Origin of the sequence: Sulfurimonas sp. HSL1-2 (assembly GCF_039645565.1) — a bacterium.
Taxonomy (GTDB): Bacteria; Campylobacterota; Campylobacteria; order Campylobacterales; family Sulfurimonadaceae; genus Thiomicrolovo; species Thiomicrolovo zhangzhouensis.
In genome coordinates this window covers 622,397-637,520 of record NZ_CP147914.1, presented here as the reverse complement: position 1 = coordinate 637,520, position 15,124 = coordinate 622,397, and the positions used below count along the sequence as shown (strand labels likewise).

Genomic DNA, 15,124 nt, shown 5'->3' with positions numbered 1-15,124 from the left:
AGTCACGATCTTGCTTCTGAATTTCACCTTAAATTAAGCCGTAATTATGTAATATTGCGCGTTCCTTACTCTTTGTGCTTTGCGACGCACTGCATATTATCGCGCGGGATGACCCGTGACCGAGATCCATAAGGGATGAAACCATAAGGAGAAATACTCTACATGAGACATTACGAAAACCTTGTCATCGTCAAACCGACCCTGACAGAAGAAGAGATCAAAAACAGCATCGCTGCGATCGAAGAAGTCATCACTGAAAACGGTGGCCAAATCGTAGCACGCGACGAGATGGGTATGCGCAAAATGGCCTACCCGATTGAAAAAAGCCCGCGTGGTTACTTCCACGTTGTCTATTATACGATCGAGCCGTCTGCGATCGCGGAGATCGAACGCCGCTTCCGCATCAACGAGGAACTCCTCCGTTTCGTCACGATCAAATACGATTCCAAGCGCGAAGTCAAAGCATGGAACGATATGGTCGAGAAGACAAAACAGCCGGCAAAAACCGAAGAGAGCAGCGAGAGCGCCGCTTCTTAAGCAGTAGGAGAGTTTCCACATGTTCAACAAAGTCATCCTGGTAGGCAATCTTACACGCGACATTGAGCTGCGCTACACGCAAGGCGGTATGGCCATCGCCAAAACCGGCATTGCGACCAACCGCAAGTTCAAGAAACAGAGCGGCGAAATGGTCGATGAAACGATGTTCATCGATATCACCTTTTTCGGCCGCAGCGGCGAGATCGCAAACCAGTACCTTCGCAAGGGGAGCAAAGTCCTCGTCGAAGGCAGACTGATGCTTGAACAGTGGACCGATCAGAACGGGCAGAAACGCTCGAAGCATTCCGTCAACGTCGAAGAGATGAAAATGCTCGACGGACGCGGCGACATGGAACAGCAGGGAGGCTACGGTGCCCCGACGGGCAACGGCGGCTACAACGCCCCGAGTTCCCAGGGCTACAATGCACCGCAGCAGGGCTACAACCCGCCGAAGCAGCCGCAGCCGCAGAACGCCTACCAGCCGCCGAAACAGCAGATGCCGGAGAACACGATTCCGGAAATCGATATCGACGAAGACGAAATCCCATTCTAGAATAATAGACAGCAAGGAAAAAAACCATGGCAGAAAAACGCAAATATAAAAAACGTTATTGCAAATACTGTGAAGCGAAAGTCGACTTCATCGACTACAAAGACGCTTCTAGCCTCAAGCACTCACTCTCTGAGCGCTACAAAATCATGCCGCGCCGCCTGACAGGTAACTGCAAGCGCCACCAGGACATGGTTACGATCGCCATCAAGCGTGCACGCTCCGCAGCGATCATCCCGTACACAATTTCCCGCAAGGAAGTTGTCGTCAACCCGTTCGAAATTATCAAGTAATTTCACTTCCGAAGCACCCGCTTCGGAGCTTTAAGCCCATTTTTTCACCTATTTCTTCAATCCCCTTTTACACTTTTATGATAGGATAGAACAAAATCCATTCAATTGCAGGAGCCGTTATGCCCTTTATGGAGCGTCTGCACAGTGCCATGCTTTTGGGGACGCATCTCTACGACCCCACTGCCGGAGAGATCATCGAGCACAAGAGCGAGGCTTTTTTCAATGCCATCCGCAGCGACGACAAAGCCACCCTGCTGTCCATGATCGAAGAGGGGTTCGATGTCGACTACCATGCGTTCGGCCACCGTCCGCCCCTGATGATGGCCGTCATGTTCCAGCGTACACGGATCGTCGAGTCTCTCCTGCTGCACGGTGCCAACCCCAACCTCGCGGACCGTGAGCTTGAGACCCCCCTGCATGTCGCCGTCAAGCTCGGCGATCCGGAAATCGTATTGCAGCTGCTGCAGTACGGTGCCCGTCCGCACACGGAAAACAGTGAAGGCGTCACCCCGACAGCGATCGCCAAGGCCCAGAAAAGCAAAACGCTTCTCTCCCTGCTTGAAGAGGTGCGCCCGGTTTTCGACCTCCCGGCGGAACCGGACCTCTTTGACCTGGCCTCCAACGGCAACCTTTACGCCATCGTCAATGCCGAGGCCACACCGATGGAACTCTCCAGACGCGATGCCCAAAACCGGACCCTGCTGCACCACGCCGTCTTCGGGAATAACCCGAAACTGGTCACCTACCTGCTCAACAAGGGGCTCTTCATCGACGCCGGGGACCTGCACGGCATCACGCCGGTCATCATTGCCGCCTCCCACCCGAAGTTCGTCCGGCTCCTGGAAAAGCTGCTGCTGCGCTACCCCACCCTGGAGCACCGCACCGACAACCATGCCACGGCCCTCACCATTGCCCTGCGCAACGGCAATCCCGATGGCGCCGCCGCGCTGATCCGCCACGGGGCGAATATCCTGACCCATGACGGCCTCCACACCCCGCTCACGCTGGTGCACCGCGGGATCGAAACCTACCCCGAAATCGCCGACAGCTACCGCCGCCTGTTCCGGGTCATGCTTGACCGCGGTGCGCACACCGATATCCCCACGAACCGCGCGGGGTGGACCCCGCTTTTTCACACCGTGGCCCGGCGCCAGGATGAGGGGATCAAAAAACATCTTCGCCTGCTGATGCAGCTCGGAAGCGATGTCAACTATACCGACAAGAACGGGCGCACGGCCCTGATGGTCGCCGCATCGATGGGACGGCAGTCCGCGGTCGAAGTCCTTATCAGCAACTATGCGGACATCGACCGGATCGATCACTACGGCTGGAGCGCCCTGATGCTGGCCGTCTACTACAACCACATCGACGTCTGCCGTTTCCTGTGCGAATGCGGCTGCGACGTCAACCGTATCTCGCCGCAGGGGATGAGTGCCATGCGCATCGCGCAGAAACATCAGCGCAGACGTATTGTCGAACTGCTGCAGGAGTATGGTGCGATCGAGATCAACAGTGACGAAGCGTCGGAGTAGGGAGAAAAACCGTCCCGAAAGGACGGCGGTTATGCGTCAGCCGCAGGAGGGAACGTTGCCGGAATCGGAACCGTATTCGTAGAGGAAATCCTTGAGATTCGGTGCATCTTTTCCGAAACGGCTGCTGTTGATGTACTGCATCGCTTTCGCGTCATCTTTGTGCCACGCCTTAAAAAGCGCCGCATCATCCGCAAACGCATCCGCCCACTCTTTCTGGGTCTTCATCGCGGCCCCTTTGGTGCCGTTGCCGTGGCAGCGTTTACACTTTTTCAAATAGGCTTTCTGCCCCCGTTTGACATCGGCATTCGCCGCTGTCGAAAAGGTACCCAGAAGCAGCGCCGCGCCCAACAGGGCCGATAGTGATTTTTTCATTCTTGCCATCCCTCCTAAACCGTTAGAGTAACACAATTCTATCACGACAGCCTGAACGAAAGATAAAGAAAACTTAACATTCTCCGTTATTCATACTCCGCTTCCAGGTTCGCCAGAAGCTGCTGGAATTCACTGCGGAGTTTGGGCTGTCGTATCTTTTTGGCAGCTTTATGAACGGCCTTGCCTATCGCTTCGTCATTCAGTCCGGTCTCCGCGCTGATTGCTGCCGTATCGGCACCGCCCCGGGCCATTACCCAGCTGCGCAGCTCTTTGCGTGTCAGGTGGCGCTTGAGCACTTCGAAAAGCGTTTTCTCCTCGCACTGCATCAGCGGCAGGCCGGTCAGCTCTGAAAGGGCGGCGCCCAGCAGCTGTTCTTCGTTGTAACGTTCCCAGAGATTCATACGAGCCGTCCCAGGATCTCGCGGAGATCTTTGGTGTCGATGATAATGTTCGCCGCCTCTTTCAAAACCGGTTTCGCACAGAAAGCGACCCGTGTGCCGGCATGCGCGAACATGCTGATGTCGTTGGCACCGTCCCCGACCACCATCGTCTCCTCCGGTGTCACCTTGAGCAGCTCCTGCAACCGCACGAGCATATCCCCTTTGGACCAGTTGAACATCATATCCCCGCCGACTTCGCCGGTCAGTTTGCCCTCTTTGGCGTGCAACGCATTGGAGAAGTCCGCGTCAAAGCCGAGGATATCTTTGGCATAGGAGGTCGCCGTCCGGAACCCGCCGCTGAAACAGACCACGGTGATCCCCTCGGCTTTCAATGCCGCGATCGTCTCTTTGGCACCCGGCATATAGGGAAGATTGCGGCTGATGCGCTCGACGGTCTCCACATCCAGCCCTTTGAGCAGCTTGACGCGCTGCTGAAGGCTCTCGAAGAAGTCAAGCTCCCCGTTCATGGCCCGCTCCGTGATGGCGGCGACCTCTTCGCCGATTCCCAGCGCCTCGGCAAAAAAATCGATGGTCTCTCCGTCCATCAACGTCGAGTCAAAATCAAACACACATAGCCGCATATCTCTCCTTTACGCTCGCTTGGTTATAATGGCGCCATTATATCGCACCGCAGGGGTAAATCGTGTTTGACGCACTGGAAGCAAAGCTAAAAAACGGACGCTATGTCAGTCTCGAGACGACACCGTCGCACTCCGCCTCCTTTGCCCCCGTCATCGACACGCTCGAAGCCCTCGGTCTGCCTGAACGGGTCGATGCGTTCAGCACGACCGACAACCCCCTGGCAAAACTGAAATACAACGCCCTCTTCGCCGCCGCACTTATGCAGCAGCGCTTCGGCAAACCGGTCCTGGCGACCATGAGCATGCGCGACCGCAACCGCATCGCCCTGCAAAGCGACCTGCTCGGCGCCAACGAGGCCGGCGTCCGCGCCATCCTGGCCCTCACCGGAGACCCGGCCAAGAACTCCGACCAGAGAGAGGCAAAAGGGGTGTTTGAAAGCGACAGCACGCTTCTGCTGGACATCATCGCCGCTTTTAATGCAGGCACCGACCTGGAAGGCAAAGCCTTCACCGTCGCCCCCCAGCCGATTCTCCCCTTTGCCGTCGTCAACTCCTTTGCCCGCAATCCCAAAAGCCTCTACAAGAAGATGGCCAAAAAAGTCGAGCACGGGGCGCAGGGCATCATCACGCAGCCGGTTTTCGACCTCGACAATGCGAAGGTTCTGCTCGAACTCATGGAGGACGCCAACAGGAGACACGGCACATCCGCCCAACTTGTCCTCGGGCTCTTCCCCATTACGAAACTGCGCACGGCCCAGTTCCTTGATGCCCATGTCCCGGGGATCCACGTCCCGCCCTCCTGGCTCGAAGCCCTCGGCGGCGCGAAGGATGCGGACGACGCCTACAAGATCGGCTTCGACCTAAGCAAGCAGCTCTTCGATGACATCATGGCCCTGCACCCGAAAGTGCACCTCATGATGGCCAACCAGTTCGAAGTCGCGGCCGAATTACTGGCTTAGCGTTTTTTCCAGACGCTCATCTGCGAGAGCGTATGCTGGTATTTGCGCGCCGTCTCGCGGATCACGAAGGGAACGTCAAAGCTCTCCAGCAGCTCGAAATGCGCTGAGAGGATTGCTTTGAGCCCCGTAAGCCCGTCGACCGCCTTCCCCTCCTTGTCATAATAGCCGCCTATCCAGTTCGGCTTTTGCGTATACTCTTCCAGCCAGGTATAGGGTGATGTCAGCACGAGGATTCCCTTTTCGTTGAGCCGTTCATGCACCGTGCCTAGAAAGCGCTCCGGTTCATAGAGGCGGTCGATCAGGTTGGTCGCCATGATCAGGTCGTAGCCGACGAAATGCGCCTTGAGATTGCAGGCATCCCCCTGCCAGAACTGCACGTTGCGAGCCGCTTCCTGCAGGCCGAACGCTTCGAGCGTGTGGATCTGGCGGGTCGTCACATCACCCTCTTCTACCCTTTCATAGGCGATCTCACCCCGTTCTTTCAGCGCCGCCGCGACCTGGATGAAGCGGGCCGAGAAGTCGACCCCGGTGACGTCGTCGAAGACCCGCGCCAGTTCGAAAGCGGCACGTCCCGTCGCACATCCGAGATCCAGCGCCCGTTTCCGGGGGGTGGAAGCAGTGAAAGCGATGGCGTACTCCGCGCAGCTGCGCGCAAAGTTCTTCACGCCTAAATATTCCGGCCCGTACTGGAATTCGCAGTACTGCGCCACAAGGCTGTCCGTTTCATAGATATTCCCCGGCATGCTTTCGGTCAGGGCGTCGGCCTCGACGTAACGAAAGCCCGCGTGCTGGTAGAAGTGACGGCGAAAGGCGTAACGGGAGTGCCGCAGGGTCTCGTTCCCCGTCGAGGCCCACGATCCGCCCTTGATCAGGTTGTGCTTGCCATCGAAAGTCGGCAGCGAAAAGTCGTCGTAGACCGGATGCGGTTCGAACCCTTCGTAACCGTCAATGGGGGTCGACGTCCACTGCCAGACGTTCCCGGCGACGTCGTACAGATCGCCCTGCAAGAAGGTGTCGACGGGAACGGAGGAGGCGAAGTGGTTGAAATTGACATTCGCCTTGGCATCGTCAAACCGTTCGCCGTCCAGCACGTCGGACATTTCAAGCATCCTCACCCACTCGGCTTCGGTCGGCAGACGGAAATGGCGCTTCTCCCGCGCGCTTTTGAAACGGCAGAAAGCCTGCGCCTCGAGGCAGTTCACCTCCACCGGCCAGTTCATCGGCAGATCGATCTCCCGGTCGAGCAGCCGGAGGCTGTAGCCGCCCCCTTCCTTTAATACCCAGAAGGGGGGATGTTTGACACCGCTGCGTTCGAGGAAGGCCGCGCCCTCCTCGTCCCAGTATGCCGCATTTTCATACCCGCCCGCTTCGACGAAAGCGAGGTACTCCCCGTGGCTGACCAGCATCCTTGATGCCCGGAAATCCGCCACGGTTTCCGCTGCACTTCCGTATTCGTTATCCCAGCCGTAATAAGGGTCCGATTTCATTTTGCCCAGATGGACCGTCGCGCCTGTGATGGTAACCATGCCGTTTTCCGGTGCATCACCGTACTCCTCGCAATAGCGAAAAGCGGCGGACGGTTTGACCAACTCCAGCGGCATCTGGCGGTGCAGCACGCTGGACGTTTCGATATGGATGCGTTCGTGTTCAATCCCCATCAGGATGACCCACCAGGGGCTCACCTGCGTTATGGGCAGCTGCAGCGGAAGCGTATCGATCAGCTCCAGCACCAGTGCATTGACCCTGTCACGGTACGCCCGGACCGCATCGACAGCCGGCCAGTGATAGCGTGCATTGTCCATATCGTCCCAGGCCATCTCGTCCACGCCGATCGCGAAGAGTGATTCAAACTCCGGGTTGATACGCTTATCGATCACTTTCGCGAGCACGAGTTTATTGATATAGAAAGTTGCCGTGTGCCCGAAATAGAAGATCATAGGATGGCGGGTCGGTTCGGAGTGGCGGTAAAAGACGCGCTCATCTTTCAACAGGTCGAAGAGGGATTCAAAAAGTGAAAAAGCTGCTAGGAAATCATGACGGATCGCCTCACGCGTCCCCTTCGGGTCCGTACCGTCCAGTCTGACCGGATAGGAGTGAAAACGGTGCAAAACTATCCTTTATTTCGTTTTCGTCCTATTCTAACAAAAAAGGGATGAAGTCAGGATTCGGGGAGGAGTTTACGGCGCAGGTTTTCGAGGAAAGGCTCCATCGGCGGCAGCGCGAGCACACCTTCGCGCTGCCTCGGCCCCCACATGGGCTCGGGGAAGTAGCTGTCCTCTTTGAAACGGGCCATAATGTGCCAGTGTACCTGCGGAAGCATATTGCCGAAAGAGGCGATATTGATTTTTTCGGGGCGGTAGTAGTCAAGCATCTCCCGCTCGATCACGTCAAGGGCGTCCCAGATCGCCGTTTTCTCAACAGCCGTGCATTCGCTGAATTCGCGTACGCTGCGGCGCACGAAGATCTTCAGCCACGGTATTTCGCTGTCGTGGATCTCTATGAAAAGAAGGGGGAGGTCAACTGTGGCCAAGGTGGTCTTCCGCGCGGCGCTTTTTGTGACGGCGGGTTTCCGGTCCGACGCGGCGATCTCCACCGTGACGGCGGTCGGGAAGGCTGCTCTCATGGTCGAGATTGTTGCGTTTGCGGCGCCCTTTGTTCACGCGGCGGTCAGGAACCTCGCGGCGCTGATTTTTGCGGCGGTTACGCCAGTGGTTTGAACGGACGTTAAACGCAATGAGCAGAAATACAAAGAGTAGTGAAAGTCCGATCGCTGCGTAAACCATAAGCCTCTTTCCTGTCCGGTGTCCCGGGGATTATATCACACGGATGCCGGTCCCGCAAACGGAACCAGGGCGCTTCCCCATGTCAGTCCGCCGCCGAAGGCATCGAGCAGCATCATATCGCCTTTTTCAAGCTTGCCGCTCTCATAAAGGTCGTTGATCGCGATGGGAATGGATGATCCGGACGTATTGCCGTATTTATGGACCGTCAGCACGACCTGCTCGTCGCGCAGGTTCAAGGCGTCACCGACGGCTTTGATGATGCGGTAGTTCGCCTGGTGCGGTACGAAGTGTTTGACATCGTCGGCACTCATATTGTTTTCGGCCAGGATCGCCTTGACGTCGTTGGTCAGGGTGCGGACAGCGACCTTGAAGGTCTCGTTCCCTTTCATCTGCATGAAGCAGCCGGTCTGGGCTTCCGCGTCCAGGGCGTCGTGGGCAGAGCCTGTTCCGCCGTTCGGCGTCATCAGCAGGTCAGCGTAGGTGCCGTCTGCCCCCGTGTGTACATCGAGGATCGCTTCGGCTTTGTTCTCTGTCGCACTGATCACCGCCGCGCCTGCACCGTCACCGAAGAGGATACAGGTGGTGCGGTCCGTGTAGTCGGTGATGGCGCTGAGTTTCTCCGCCCCGATGACGAGCACATTCTTCTTCATCCCCGACTCGATAAAGGCCTTGGCCATGCTCACGACATAGACGAACCCTGTACAGGCCGCGGAGATATCGAAGGCCATCACCTGCGGCAGTCCCAGTTTCGCCGAGATAATCGTGGCGGTTGAAGGCATGTTGAAGTAGTCCGGCGAAATCGTCGCACAGATCACGAGGTCGATATCCTCTTTGGCAATCCCTGCACGCTCAATCGCCTGTGCAGCCGCTTTGGCACCCATATCGCTGGTAAACTCGTTCTCCGCTGCAATATGGCGCTCTTTGATACCGGTACGCTTCGTAATCCACTCGTCGGACGTATCGACCATTTTTTCCAGATCGGCGTTGGTCAGAATGCGTTCGGGGACGTATGCCCCGATGGAACGAAAAGCTGCGTACATGGATTATCCTTTGTTGACGGCGTCATCCAGGGCCCGTTCAATATGAACGTTGACGCCTGTGTCGACAAAGTCGATCGCCTGTTTGATCGCGTTTTTAATCGCTTTGGAGTTGCTTTTGCCGTGGCTGACGATCGCACACCCCTTGACCCCGATCAGCGGCGCCCCGCCGACTTCGGCGTAATCGAGCTCCTTTTTCAGGAGCTTGAAGACCTTGCGCATCAGCAGCGCCCCCGTAATCGCGATGGGGGATTTGCGGATATAGTCCTTGATCAGGTGGGTAATCGTACTGGCGACCCCCTCGGAAGATTTGAGAACGAGGTTCCCGATAAAACCGTCGCATACGACAACGTCAACGGTACCGTTGAAGATATCGCGTCCCTCGACGTTGCCGACGAACCCTTCCATCGTCCGAAGGCGCTGGAAAGCGCCCTTGGTGACGTCGTTGCCCTTGGTCTCCTCCTCGCCGTTGGCCAGCAGACCGACGGTCGGAAGGTTGATCGCCCACATATCGTGTGCGTAACAGCTTCCCATCACGGCAAACTGCGCCAGGTGCTCAGGTTTGCAGTCGACATTGGCGCCGACGTCCAGGAGCACGGTGCGCTTTTTCTTCTTGTTCGGCATCAGGGTGACCAGTGCCGGACGCAGGACATGCTTGAGGCGTCCCAGGCGCAGGGTCGCCACGGACATTGTCGCCCCGCTGTGTCCGGCGGAAACGACACCGTCCGCCTCGCCGTTGCGCACGAGTTCAACCGCTTTGAAGATGGAGCTCTCTTTGCGCTTGAGCGCATCGGTCGCCGCATCGGACATCGCGATGACATCCGCCGCTTCGACAATCGAAATCTTGTCTTTGAACCCGCCCGGAATCAAAGGCAAAATCTCCTCTTTCTTTCCGACAAGGATCGGCTCAAAACGGTAATGCTTCAGTGCCTCAATCGTTCCTTTGACAATAGGCTCGGGACCGAAGTCCCCACCCATCGCGTCAATCGCGATTTTGACCTTCAATTATTTATACTCGCCGGTAGTCGGATTGACATGGTGCGGCATTTTGTAGGTGCCGTCACTGTCTTTGACCGGACGTGCCAGTTTGATTTTGTAGTGGGTGCGGCGTTTTGCTGCACGCGTGTGAGATACGCGTCTCTTAGGTACTGCCATGTTATTTCCTTTCTTTGTAGATTACCTGCATTTGGGGCAGGCATGGTAATCGCTTTCGATCAAAGCGATTTCCGAATCGAACACTTCGTCAAGATCAATGGCATCGCCATGCATCTCGACAACATCATATGTCTCATCCTGACCATGAAAAACACCGTCAGAAATCAGAAATTCGACTTTTTCATCCGGCATTATAGCAAAGGAATCGCCGCAGAGATAGCAATCTACGTCAAGACTCCCCTGCATCGTCGCTTCGAGCAGTACCAGACCGCTGCGATACTTGCGAAGCGTCCCCTCAAACCGCACGCCGTTCTTCTCCAGAACGAAAGGATGAGGGTCGGCCGTAATGCGACGAAACGGGATGTTCATCTGCGTTAGGAGATCTCTCTCTGTGCGAAGAAGAAACGAATTTCGATCTCAGCGTTCTCAAGAGAGTCGCTGCCGTGAACCGCGTTGGCATCGATGTTTTCCGCGAAATCAGCGCGGATCGTGCCCGGTGCTGCTTCCTGCGGGTTCGTCGCGCCCATCAGATCACGATTTTTGGCTACGGCGTCTTCACCTTCAAGAACGCTGACCACCACCGGTCCGCTGACCATAAACTCAACCAGGTCAGTAAAGAAAGGGCGCTCTTTGTGAACAGCATAGAAATCCTGAGCGTCTTTGCGGGAAAGCTGAAGCATCTTCGTCGCTGCAACGCGCAGACCATTGCTTTCAAAACGATCAAGAATCTTGCCGACAACACCCTTCGCTACGGCATCCGGCTTAATGATGGAAAGTGTTTGTTCCATTCGGTATCTCCTATAGTAGTCAAAAATAGGGTGGAATTATAGCAAAAAAAAGATCTGATTCTAATGAAACGGGAAATTTTTGGGAGAATTGTAGAAGAAGGGTTGCGCCCGAAGGCGCAAGGGTACATTATTTGAATCGATTACTCAACAACCGGTACGTGGTCATTGCGCATATCGTCCGTGATGTCATCACGGCTGGAAGGGCTTTCACCGACGGCGTCCCAAACGATACAACCCTCTGTCGGGCAGGCTGTCGCACATGCAGGCTCATCGTGATGGCCTACACATTCGACACACTTGTCACCGTAAACGTAGTAGATCTCTTCACCCGTCGGGTTATCATCCTCGTCTACGATCGCCTCAACCGGGCATTCATCAATACAGGCACCGCAGTTGATACATGTGTCGTTAATCAAAACTGCCATATTTTCTCCTTCAATTATGGTAGATGTGGAAAAAGTTTAGCGAAAGAACTTTAATGATTCCTAAAAAAACAGGCTGAAATGAGATGGCAAAAAAGAGGCTGAAGATTGGTAACAGGTAAATGGGGTGAAATGGCGTGTATGACGGGGAAAAGCGACCCTTTCGGCACCGCCTTTTCCCGTACTTTCCCGGCTTAAAGTCCGAGATAGGAGCGGATCGCTTCGGCTTTGTCCGTCTTCTCCCAGGTAAATTCGGGGAGTTCGCGGCCGAAATGGCCGTATGCCGCTGTTTTGCGGTAGATCGGACGCAGCAGATCGAGGGTCTCGATAATGCCCTTCGGTGTCAGGTCGAAAAGCTCGCGGACGCACGCCTCGATCTTCTCTTCGGAGACGACGGCCGTGCCGTGGGTATCGACCATGATCGAAATCGGCTCGACGACGCCGATGGCGTAGGCAACCTGGATCGTCGCACGCTCGCAGGCACCTGCAGCGACAAGGTTCTTTGCCACGTAGCGCGCCGCGTATGCCGCGGAGCGGTCGACCTTGGTCGGGTCTTTGCCGCTGAACGCGCCGCCGCCGTGCGGGCAGGAACCGCCGTAGGTGTCGACGATGATCTTACGGCCGGTCAGTCCGGCATCACCCTGCGGTCCCCCGACAACGAAGGAACCGGTCGGGTTGATGTGGTAGACGATATCCGCGCTGAGCAGATCGGCCGGGATAACATGCTTGATGACCATTTCGATGACATCCTTGTGGATCTGCTCCTGCGGGATGTTCTCATGGTGCTGGGTCGAGACAACGACCGTTTCGACGCTGACTGGTTTGCCGTCAATGTAACGGACACTGACCTGGGCCTTCCCGTCGGGACGCAGGTAGGGGATAATCCCCTCTTTGCGCGCTTCGGCGAGACGCTCGGTAATGCGGTGTGCCAGATAGATCGGCAGCGGCATCAATACGTCGGTTTCGCGGCAGGCGTACCCGAACATCAGCCCCTGGTCGCCGGCACCGATCTCACCGCCTTCGCGGGAGACGCCCTGGTCGATCTCCGGGGACTGCTCGCCGATCGCATTGAGGACCGCGGCAGAACGGTGATCGAACCCGTAGGTGGAGTCCGTATAGCCGATCTCTTTGACGACACGGCGTACGATATCCTGCATCGGGGTGTACGCATGCGTTTTCAGCTCGCCGGCGATAATACAGAACCCGTTTGAAACAAGGGTCTCGCAGGCAACATGGGCGGTAAGGTCTTTTGAAATAATATCGTCTAGGATCGCATCGCTGATCTGGTCGGCCATCTTGTCCGGATGTCCCTCAGTAACGGATTCGGAAGTAAAAATATACTCTTTAGACACATCTTTCCTTTATCGTAAAATCGGCACCTCAGAAACCCCCGTCATCTCGGGGAGCTTGTGAGGTGCCCAGGTTTGATGAAAGATAGCAAAAAGCTAAAAATCACGGAAGTATAGCCAAAGGGCACTTCTAAAAACCCTATATAGACGCGTCTTAAGGTTTGCATGTGCCGTTTTTAAGCTTCCGGGAGCACTGGCATGGCAGCCATTCCTGCTTTGCACCTTTCGTCTGGAGGCTTGCATAACCGAGACCAGATACGCTGTGCTGAAGTGATGTTAAAGCGACGCCGACTTTTCTAAAGGATAATTTTTTTTAAAAGAGTATTTGAATAGAATGTGCACCATTAAGCGCACGGCTGAAACGTTCCACATGGTTTCAGTCGTGCGTTTAGACCAAAAACAGGAGTTTCACACATGCTCGTTACACAAAAAGCACCGGACTTTACCGCTACTACCGTCCTCGGCGACAACCAGATCGTCGACAACTTCAACCTCTACGAAAACTTCGGCGAAAAAGGGACTGTTCTCTTCTTCTACCCGCTGGACTTCACCTTCGTCTGCCCGTCTGAGATCATCGCATTTGACCACCGTCTCCAGGAGTTCCAGGATCGCGGCGTCAACGTTATCGGCGTCTCCGTCGACTCCCAGTTCAGCCACTTCGCGTGGAAGAACACACCGGTTGAAAACGGCGGTATCGGCCAGGTCCGCTACCCGCTCGTCGCTGACCTGACAAAAGAGATCTCCAAAGCATACGACGTCCTGCTCGACGGCGGCGTTGCACTGCGCGGCTCTTTCCTGATCGACACTGACGGTACGGTCCGCCACGCGGTCATCAACGACCTGCCGCTCGGCCGTAACATCGACGAGATGCTGCGTATGGTCGATACGATGCTCTTCACCAACGAGCACGGCGAAGTCTGTCCGGCCGGCTGGAACAAGGGTGACGAAGGTATGAAAGCCGACACTGCCGGTGTTGCCGAATACCTCGCAAAACACTCCGAAGAGCTCTAAGCACATCTTCGGTACGTCGGAGGAGCAAACGCCCCTTCGACTGCGCTAATCCCCCGAAGGGGACTTCTTCGCTTCGCTCGGGGCGCGCATATCGAGTTTTCCTCAGCGGAAAGCTCTCGCGCTACGCGCTCTTAACTCCTATCTCTTTCTCTCAACATTTAACGTTTAACGATTTCATCATGCGCCTGCATAAAGCGCTCATAGGTCTGTACGATCGAACGCCCCTGCATCTTTTCATGCGCCGCTCTGCCCATACGTTCACGGAGTCCTTTGTCGGCAATAAGCTTCAAAGCTGCTTCCGTCCATGCGGACTTATCCTCCACCGAGAGGCAGAAGCCTGTTTGGCCGTGTTCAACGGTATCGGTCACGCCCCCCTGGTCACTGACGATACAGGGAAGCCCGGAAGCCTGGGCCTCCATCACGACCTGCCCCAGCGTTTCGGTGACGGAGGCAAAGAGCATCAGGTCCGATGAGGCATAAAGCGCGGAGAGGTCCGGGCCGCCCTGCAGGCCCAGCAGATGGATATGGCTGTTGCGCCGCCGGCTCACGCTCTCGGACAGTGTCCCCTCCCCGACGACGATCAGGGAAAGCGGCAGGTCACAGGTGCGCTGAAGCGCTTCGAAAAGGTCGACGACGAAGAGGAAGTTCTTCTCGACGCTGAGCCGCCCGACGTAGAGGATCTTCAGGCTGTCGGAGCGGATGTCAAATCGGGGCCAGACCGATTCATCCCGGTGAAGAAGCGAGAAACGCTCCGTATTGCTCCCCGGCGGCAGGAATCGCAACTTCCTCGCTTCCATGTTCAGTTCATCTTCCAACACTCCCATGTAGTGCTGCGACCTGGAGAAGACCCGCTGCATGCGCTGAAAAAAGAAACGCATGAACCTCCGCGTCACCGCTTCAGCCAGCTCCAGCTTCATCTGCTTGCGGATATAGGAGGGAAAATCCGTGTGGTAGGTCCCCGCCACGGGGATAGCGCACCGCTTGGCAATGAGCATCGCGCAGATCCCAAGCGGCCCCGGCGTCGAGATATGGATCACGTCCGGGGAGGCCGCTTTGACGTAGCGGTACATCTGCATCCAAGGCGGTACGATCGTGAGGTACTGCTCTTTATAAAAAGGCATGCGGACATACCAGAAGGGCCGGATGTTGACGATATTGCTCTCGGACGTTTCCCCGCCCAGCGGGGACGAGCTCAGGACTGAGAAGCGGCCGTCCCTTTGGCGCGACTGTGCCGCCATATCCTGGATAAACCGCGACACCCCGTTGGCGTCGTAGACCGTGTCGCTGATCAGTAATACCTTTGTATCCATTTCGC

General features: G+C 56.2%; 19 protein-coding genes. 6 read left to right on the top strand and 13 right to left on the bottom strand.

What is annotated here, in order from left to right:
- Positions 1-162: 162 nt before the first annotated feature.
- The 4 genes from rpsF (at position 163) to WCX18_RS03245 (ending at position 2,912) form a co-directional block, all read left to right on the top strand.
- On the top strand, positions 163-537 hold the full coding sequence (gene rpsF, locus WCX18_RS03260; RefSeq protein WP_345986166.1) for a 30S ribosomal protein S6: 375 nt from the start codon (positions 163-165) through the stop codon (positions 535-537).
- 19 nt (positions 538-556) lie between these two features.
- Positions 557-1,090: a single-stranded DNA-binding protein gene (locus tag WCX18_RS03255; RefSeq protein ID WP_345986165.1), complete on the top strand. Its 534-nt coding sequence runs from the start codon at positions 557-559 to the stop codon at positions 1,088-1,090.
- Between the two features lie 26 nt (positions 1,091-1,116).
- Positions 1,117-1,380 carry a 30S ribosomal protein S18 gene (gene rpsR, locus WCX18_RS03250; RefSeq protein WP_231020385.1) on the top strand — a complete coding sequence of 88 codons (264 nt, stop codon included), beginning with the start codon at positions 1,117-1,119 and terminating at the stop codon, positions 1,378-1,380.
- A gap of 119 nt (positions 1,381-1,499) precedes the next feature.
- Entirely contained in the window at positions 1,500-2,912 is a 1,413-nt protein-coding gene (locus WCX18_RS03245) for an ankyrin repeat domain-containing protein (protein WP_345989526.1), read from the top strand.
- 36 nt (positions 2,913-2,948) lie between these two features.
- Here WCX18_RS03245 and WCX18_RS03240 read toward each other — a convergent pair whose 3' ends face one another.
- From WCX18_RS03240 to serB, 3 genes are all read right to left on the bottom strand, one after another.
- A complete protein-coding gene (locus WCX18_RS03240; protein WP_345989525.1) occupies positions 2,949-3,284 on the bottom strand; it encodes a c-type cytochrome in 336 nt (111 codons plus the stop codon).
- 86 nt (positions 3,285-3,370) lie between these two features.
- Entirely contained in the window at positions 3,371-3,685 is a 315-nt protein-coding gene (locus tag WCX18_RS03235) for a hypothetical protein (protein ID WP_345989523.1), read from the bottom strand.
- Positions 3,682-4,305 carry a phosphoserine phosphatase SerB gene (serB, locus tag WCX18_RS03230; RefSeq protein ID WP_345989521.1) on the bottom strand — a complete coding sequence of 208 codons (624 nt, stop codon included), beginning with the start codon at positions 4,303-4,305 and terminating at the stop codon, positions 3,682-3,684. The genes WCX18_RS03235 and serB overlap by 4 nt, the downstream gene beginning before the upstream one ends.
- Before the next feature lie 62 nt (positions 4,306-4,367).
- Between serB and WCX18_RS03225 the strand changes: the two genes are divergently transcribed.
- On the top strand, positions 4,368-5,264 hold the full coding sequence (locus tag WCX18_RS03225; RefSeq protein WP_345989519.1) for a methylenetetrahydrofolate reductase: 897 nt from the start codon (positions 4,368-4,370) through the stop codon (positions 5,262-5,264).
- Here WCX18_RS03225 and ovoA read toward each other — a convergent pair.
- From ovoA to metK, 9 genes are all read right to left on the bottom strand, one after another.
- Complete coding sequence (ovoA, locus tag WCX18_RS03220) at positions 5,261-7,372, bottom strand: 5-histidylcysteine sulfoxide synthase (RefSeq protein WP_345989518.1); 2,112 nt, start codon at positions 7,370-7,372, stop codon at positions 5,261-5,263. The genes WCX18_RS03225 and ovoA overlap by 4 nt on opposite strands.
- 50 nt (positions 7,373-7,422) lie before the next feature.
- The gene (locus WCX18_RS03215) at positions 7,423-7,887 is read right to left on the bottom strand and encodes an HIT domain-containing protein (RefSeq protein WP_345989516.1); all 465 of its coding nucleotides are present in this window, start codon (positions 7,885-7,887) and stop codon (positions 7,423-7,425) included.
- Positions 7,888-8,082: 195 nt separating this feature from the next.
- Entirely contained in the window at positions 8,083-9,087 is a 1,005-nt protein-coding gene (locus tag WCX18_RS03210; protein WP_345989514.1) for a beta-ketoacyl-ACP synthase III, read from the bottom strand.
- 3 nt (positions 9,088-9,090) lie between these two features.
- Positions 9,091-10,089, bottom strand: coding sequence for a phosphate acyltransferase PlsX (gene plsX, locus WCX18_RS03205; protein ID WP_345989512.1), 999 nt, complete (start codon positions 10,087-10,089; stop codon positions 9,091-9,093).
- Entirely contained in the window at positions 10,090-10,239 is a 150-nt protein-coding gene (gene rpmF / locus WCX18_RS03200; protein WP_231020375.1) for a 50S ribosomal protein L32, read from the bottom strand.
- A gap of 21 nt (positions 10,240-10,260) precedes the next feature.
- Positions 10,261-10,608, bottom strand: coding sequence for a hypothetical protein (locus WCX18_RS03195; RefSeq protein ID WP_345989510.1), 348 nt, complete (start codon positions 10,606-10,608; stop codon positions 10,261-10,263).
- Between the two features lie 5 nt (positions 10,609-10,613).
- Complete coding sequence (ndk, locus tag WCX18_RS03190) at positions 10,614-11,027, bottom strand: nucleoside-diphosphate kinase (RefSeq protein WP_345989508.1); 414 nt, start codon at positions 11,025-11,027, stop codon at positions 10,614-10,616.
- Positions 11,028-11,167: 140 nt separating this feature from the next.
- Positions 11,168-11,452, bottom strand: coding sequence for a 4Fe-4S dicluster domain-containing protein (locus WCX18_RS03185; RefSeq protein ID WP_345986153.1), 285 nt, complete (start codon positions 11,450-11,452; stop codon positions 11,168-11,170).
- 191 nt (positions 11,453-11,643) lie between these two features.
- Positions 11,644-12,801 (bottom strand): methionine adenosyltransferase, encoded by a 1,158-nt coding sequence (gene metK / locus WCX18_RS03180; RefSeq protein WP_345989506.1) that lies wholly within the window; start codon positions 12,799-12,801, stop codon positions 11,644-11,646.
- A gap of 411 nt (positions 12,802-13,212) precedes the next feature.
- On the opposite strand from metK, the gene WCX18_RS03175 reads away from it, so the two are divergent.
- Entirely contained in the window at positions 13,213-13,809 is a 597-nt protein-coding gene (locus WCX18_RS03175) for a peroxiredoxin (RefSeq protein WP_345986151.1), read from the top strand.
- A gap of 158 nt (positions 13,810-13,967) precedes the next feature.
- Here WCX18_RS03175 and WCX18_RS03170 read toward each other — a convergent pair whose 3' ends face one another.
- Complete coding sequence (locus tag WCX18_RS03170) at positions 13,968-15,119, bottom strand: glycosyltransferase (RefSeq protein ID WP_345989504.1); 1,152 nt, start codon at positions 15,117-15,119, stop codon at positions 13,968-13,970.
- Between the last annotated feature and the right edge of the window lie 5 nt (positions 15,120-15,124).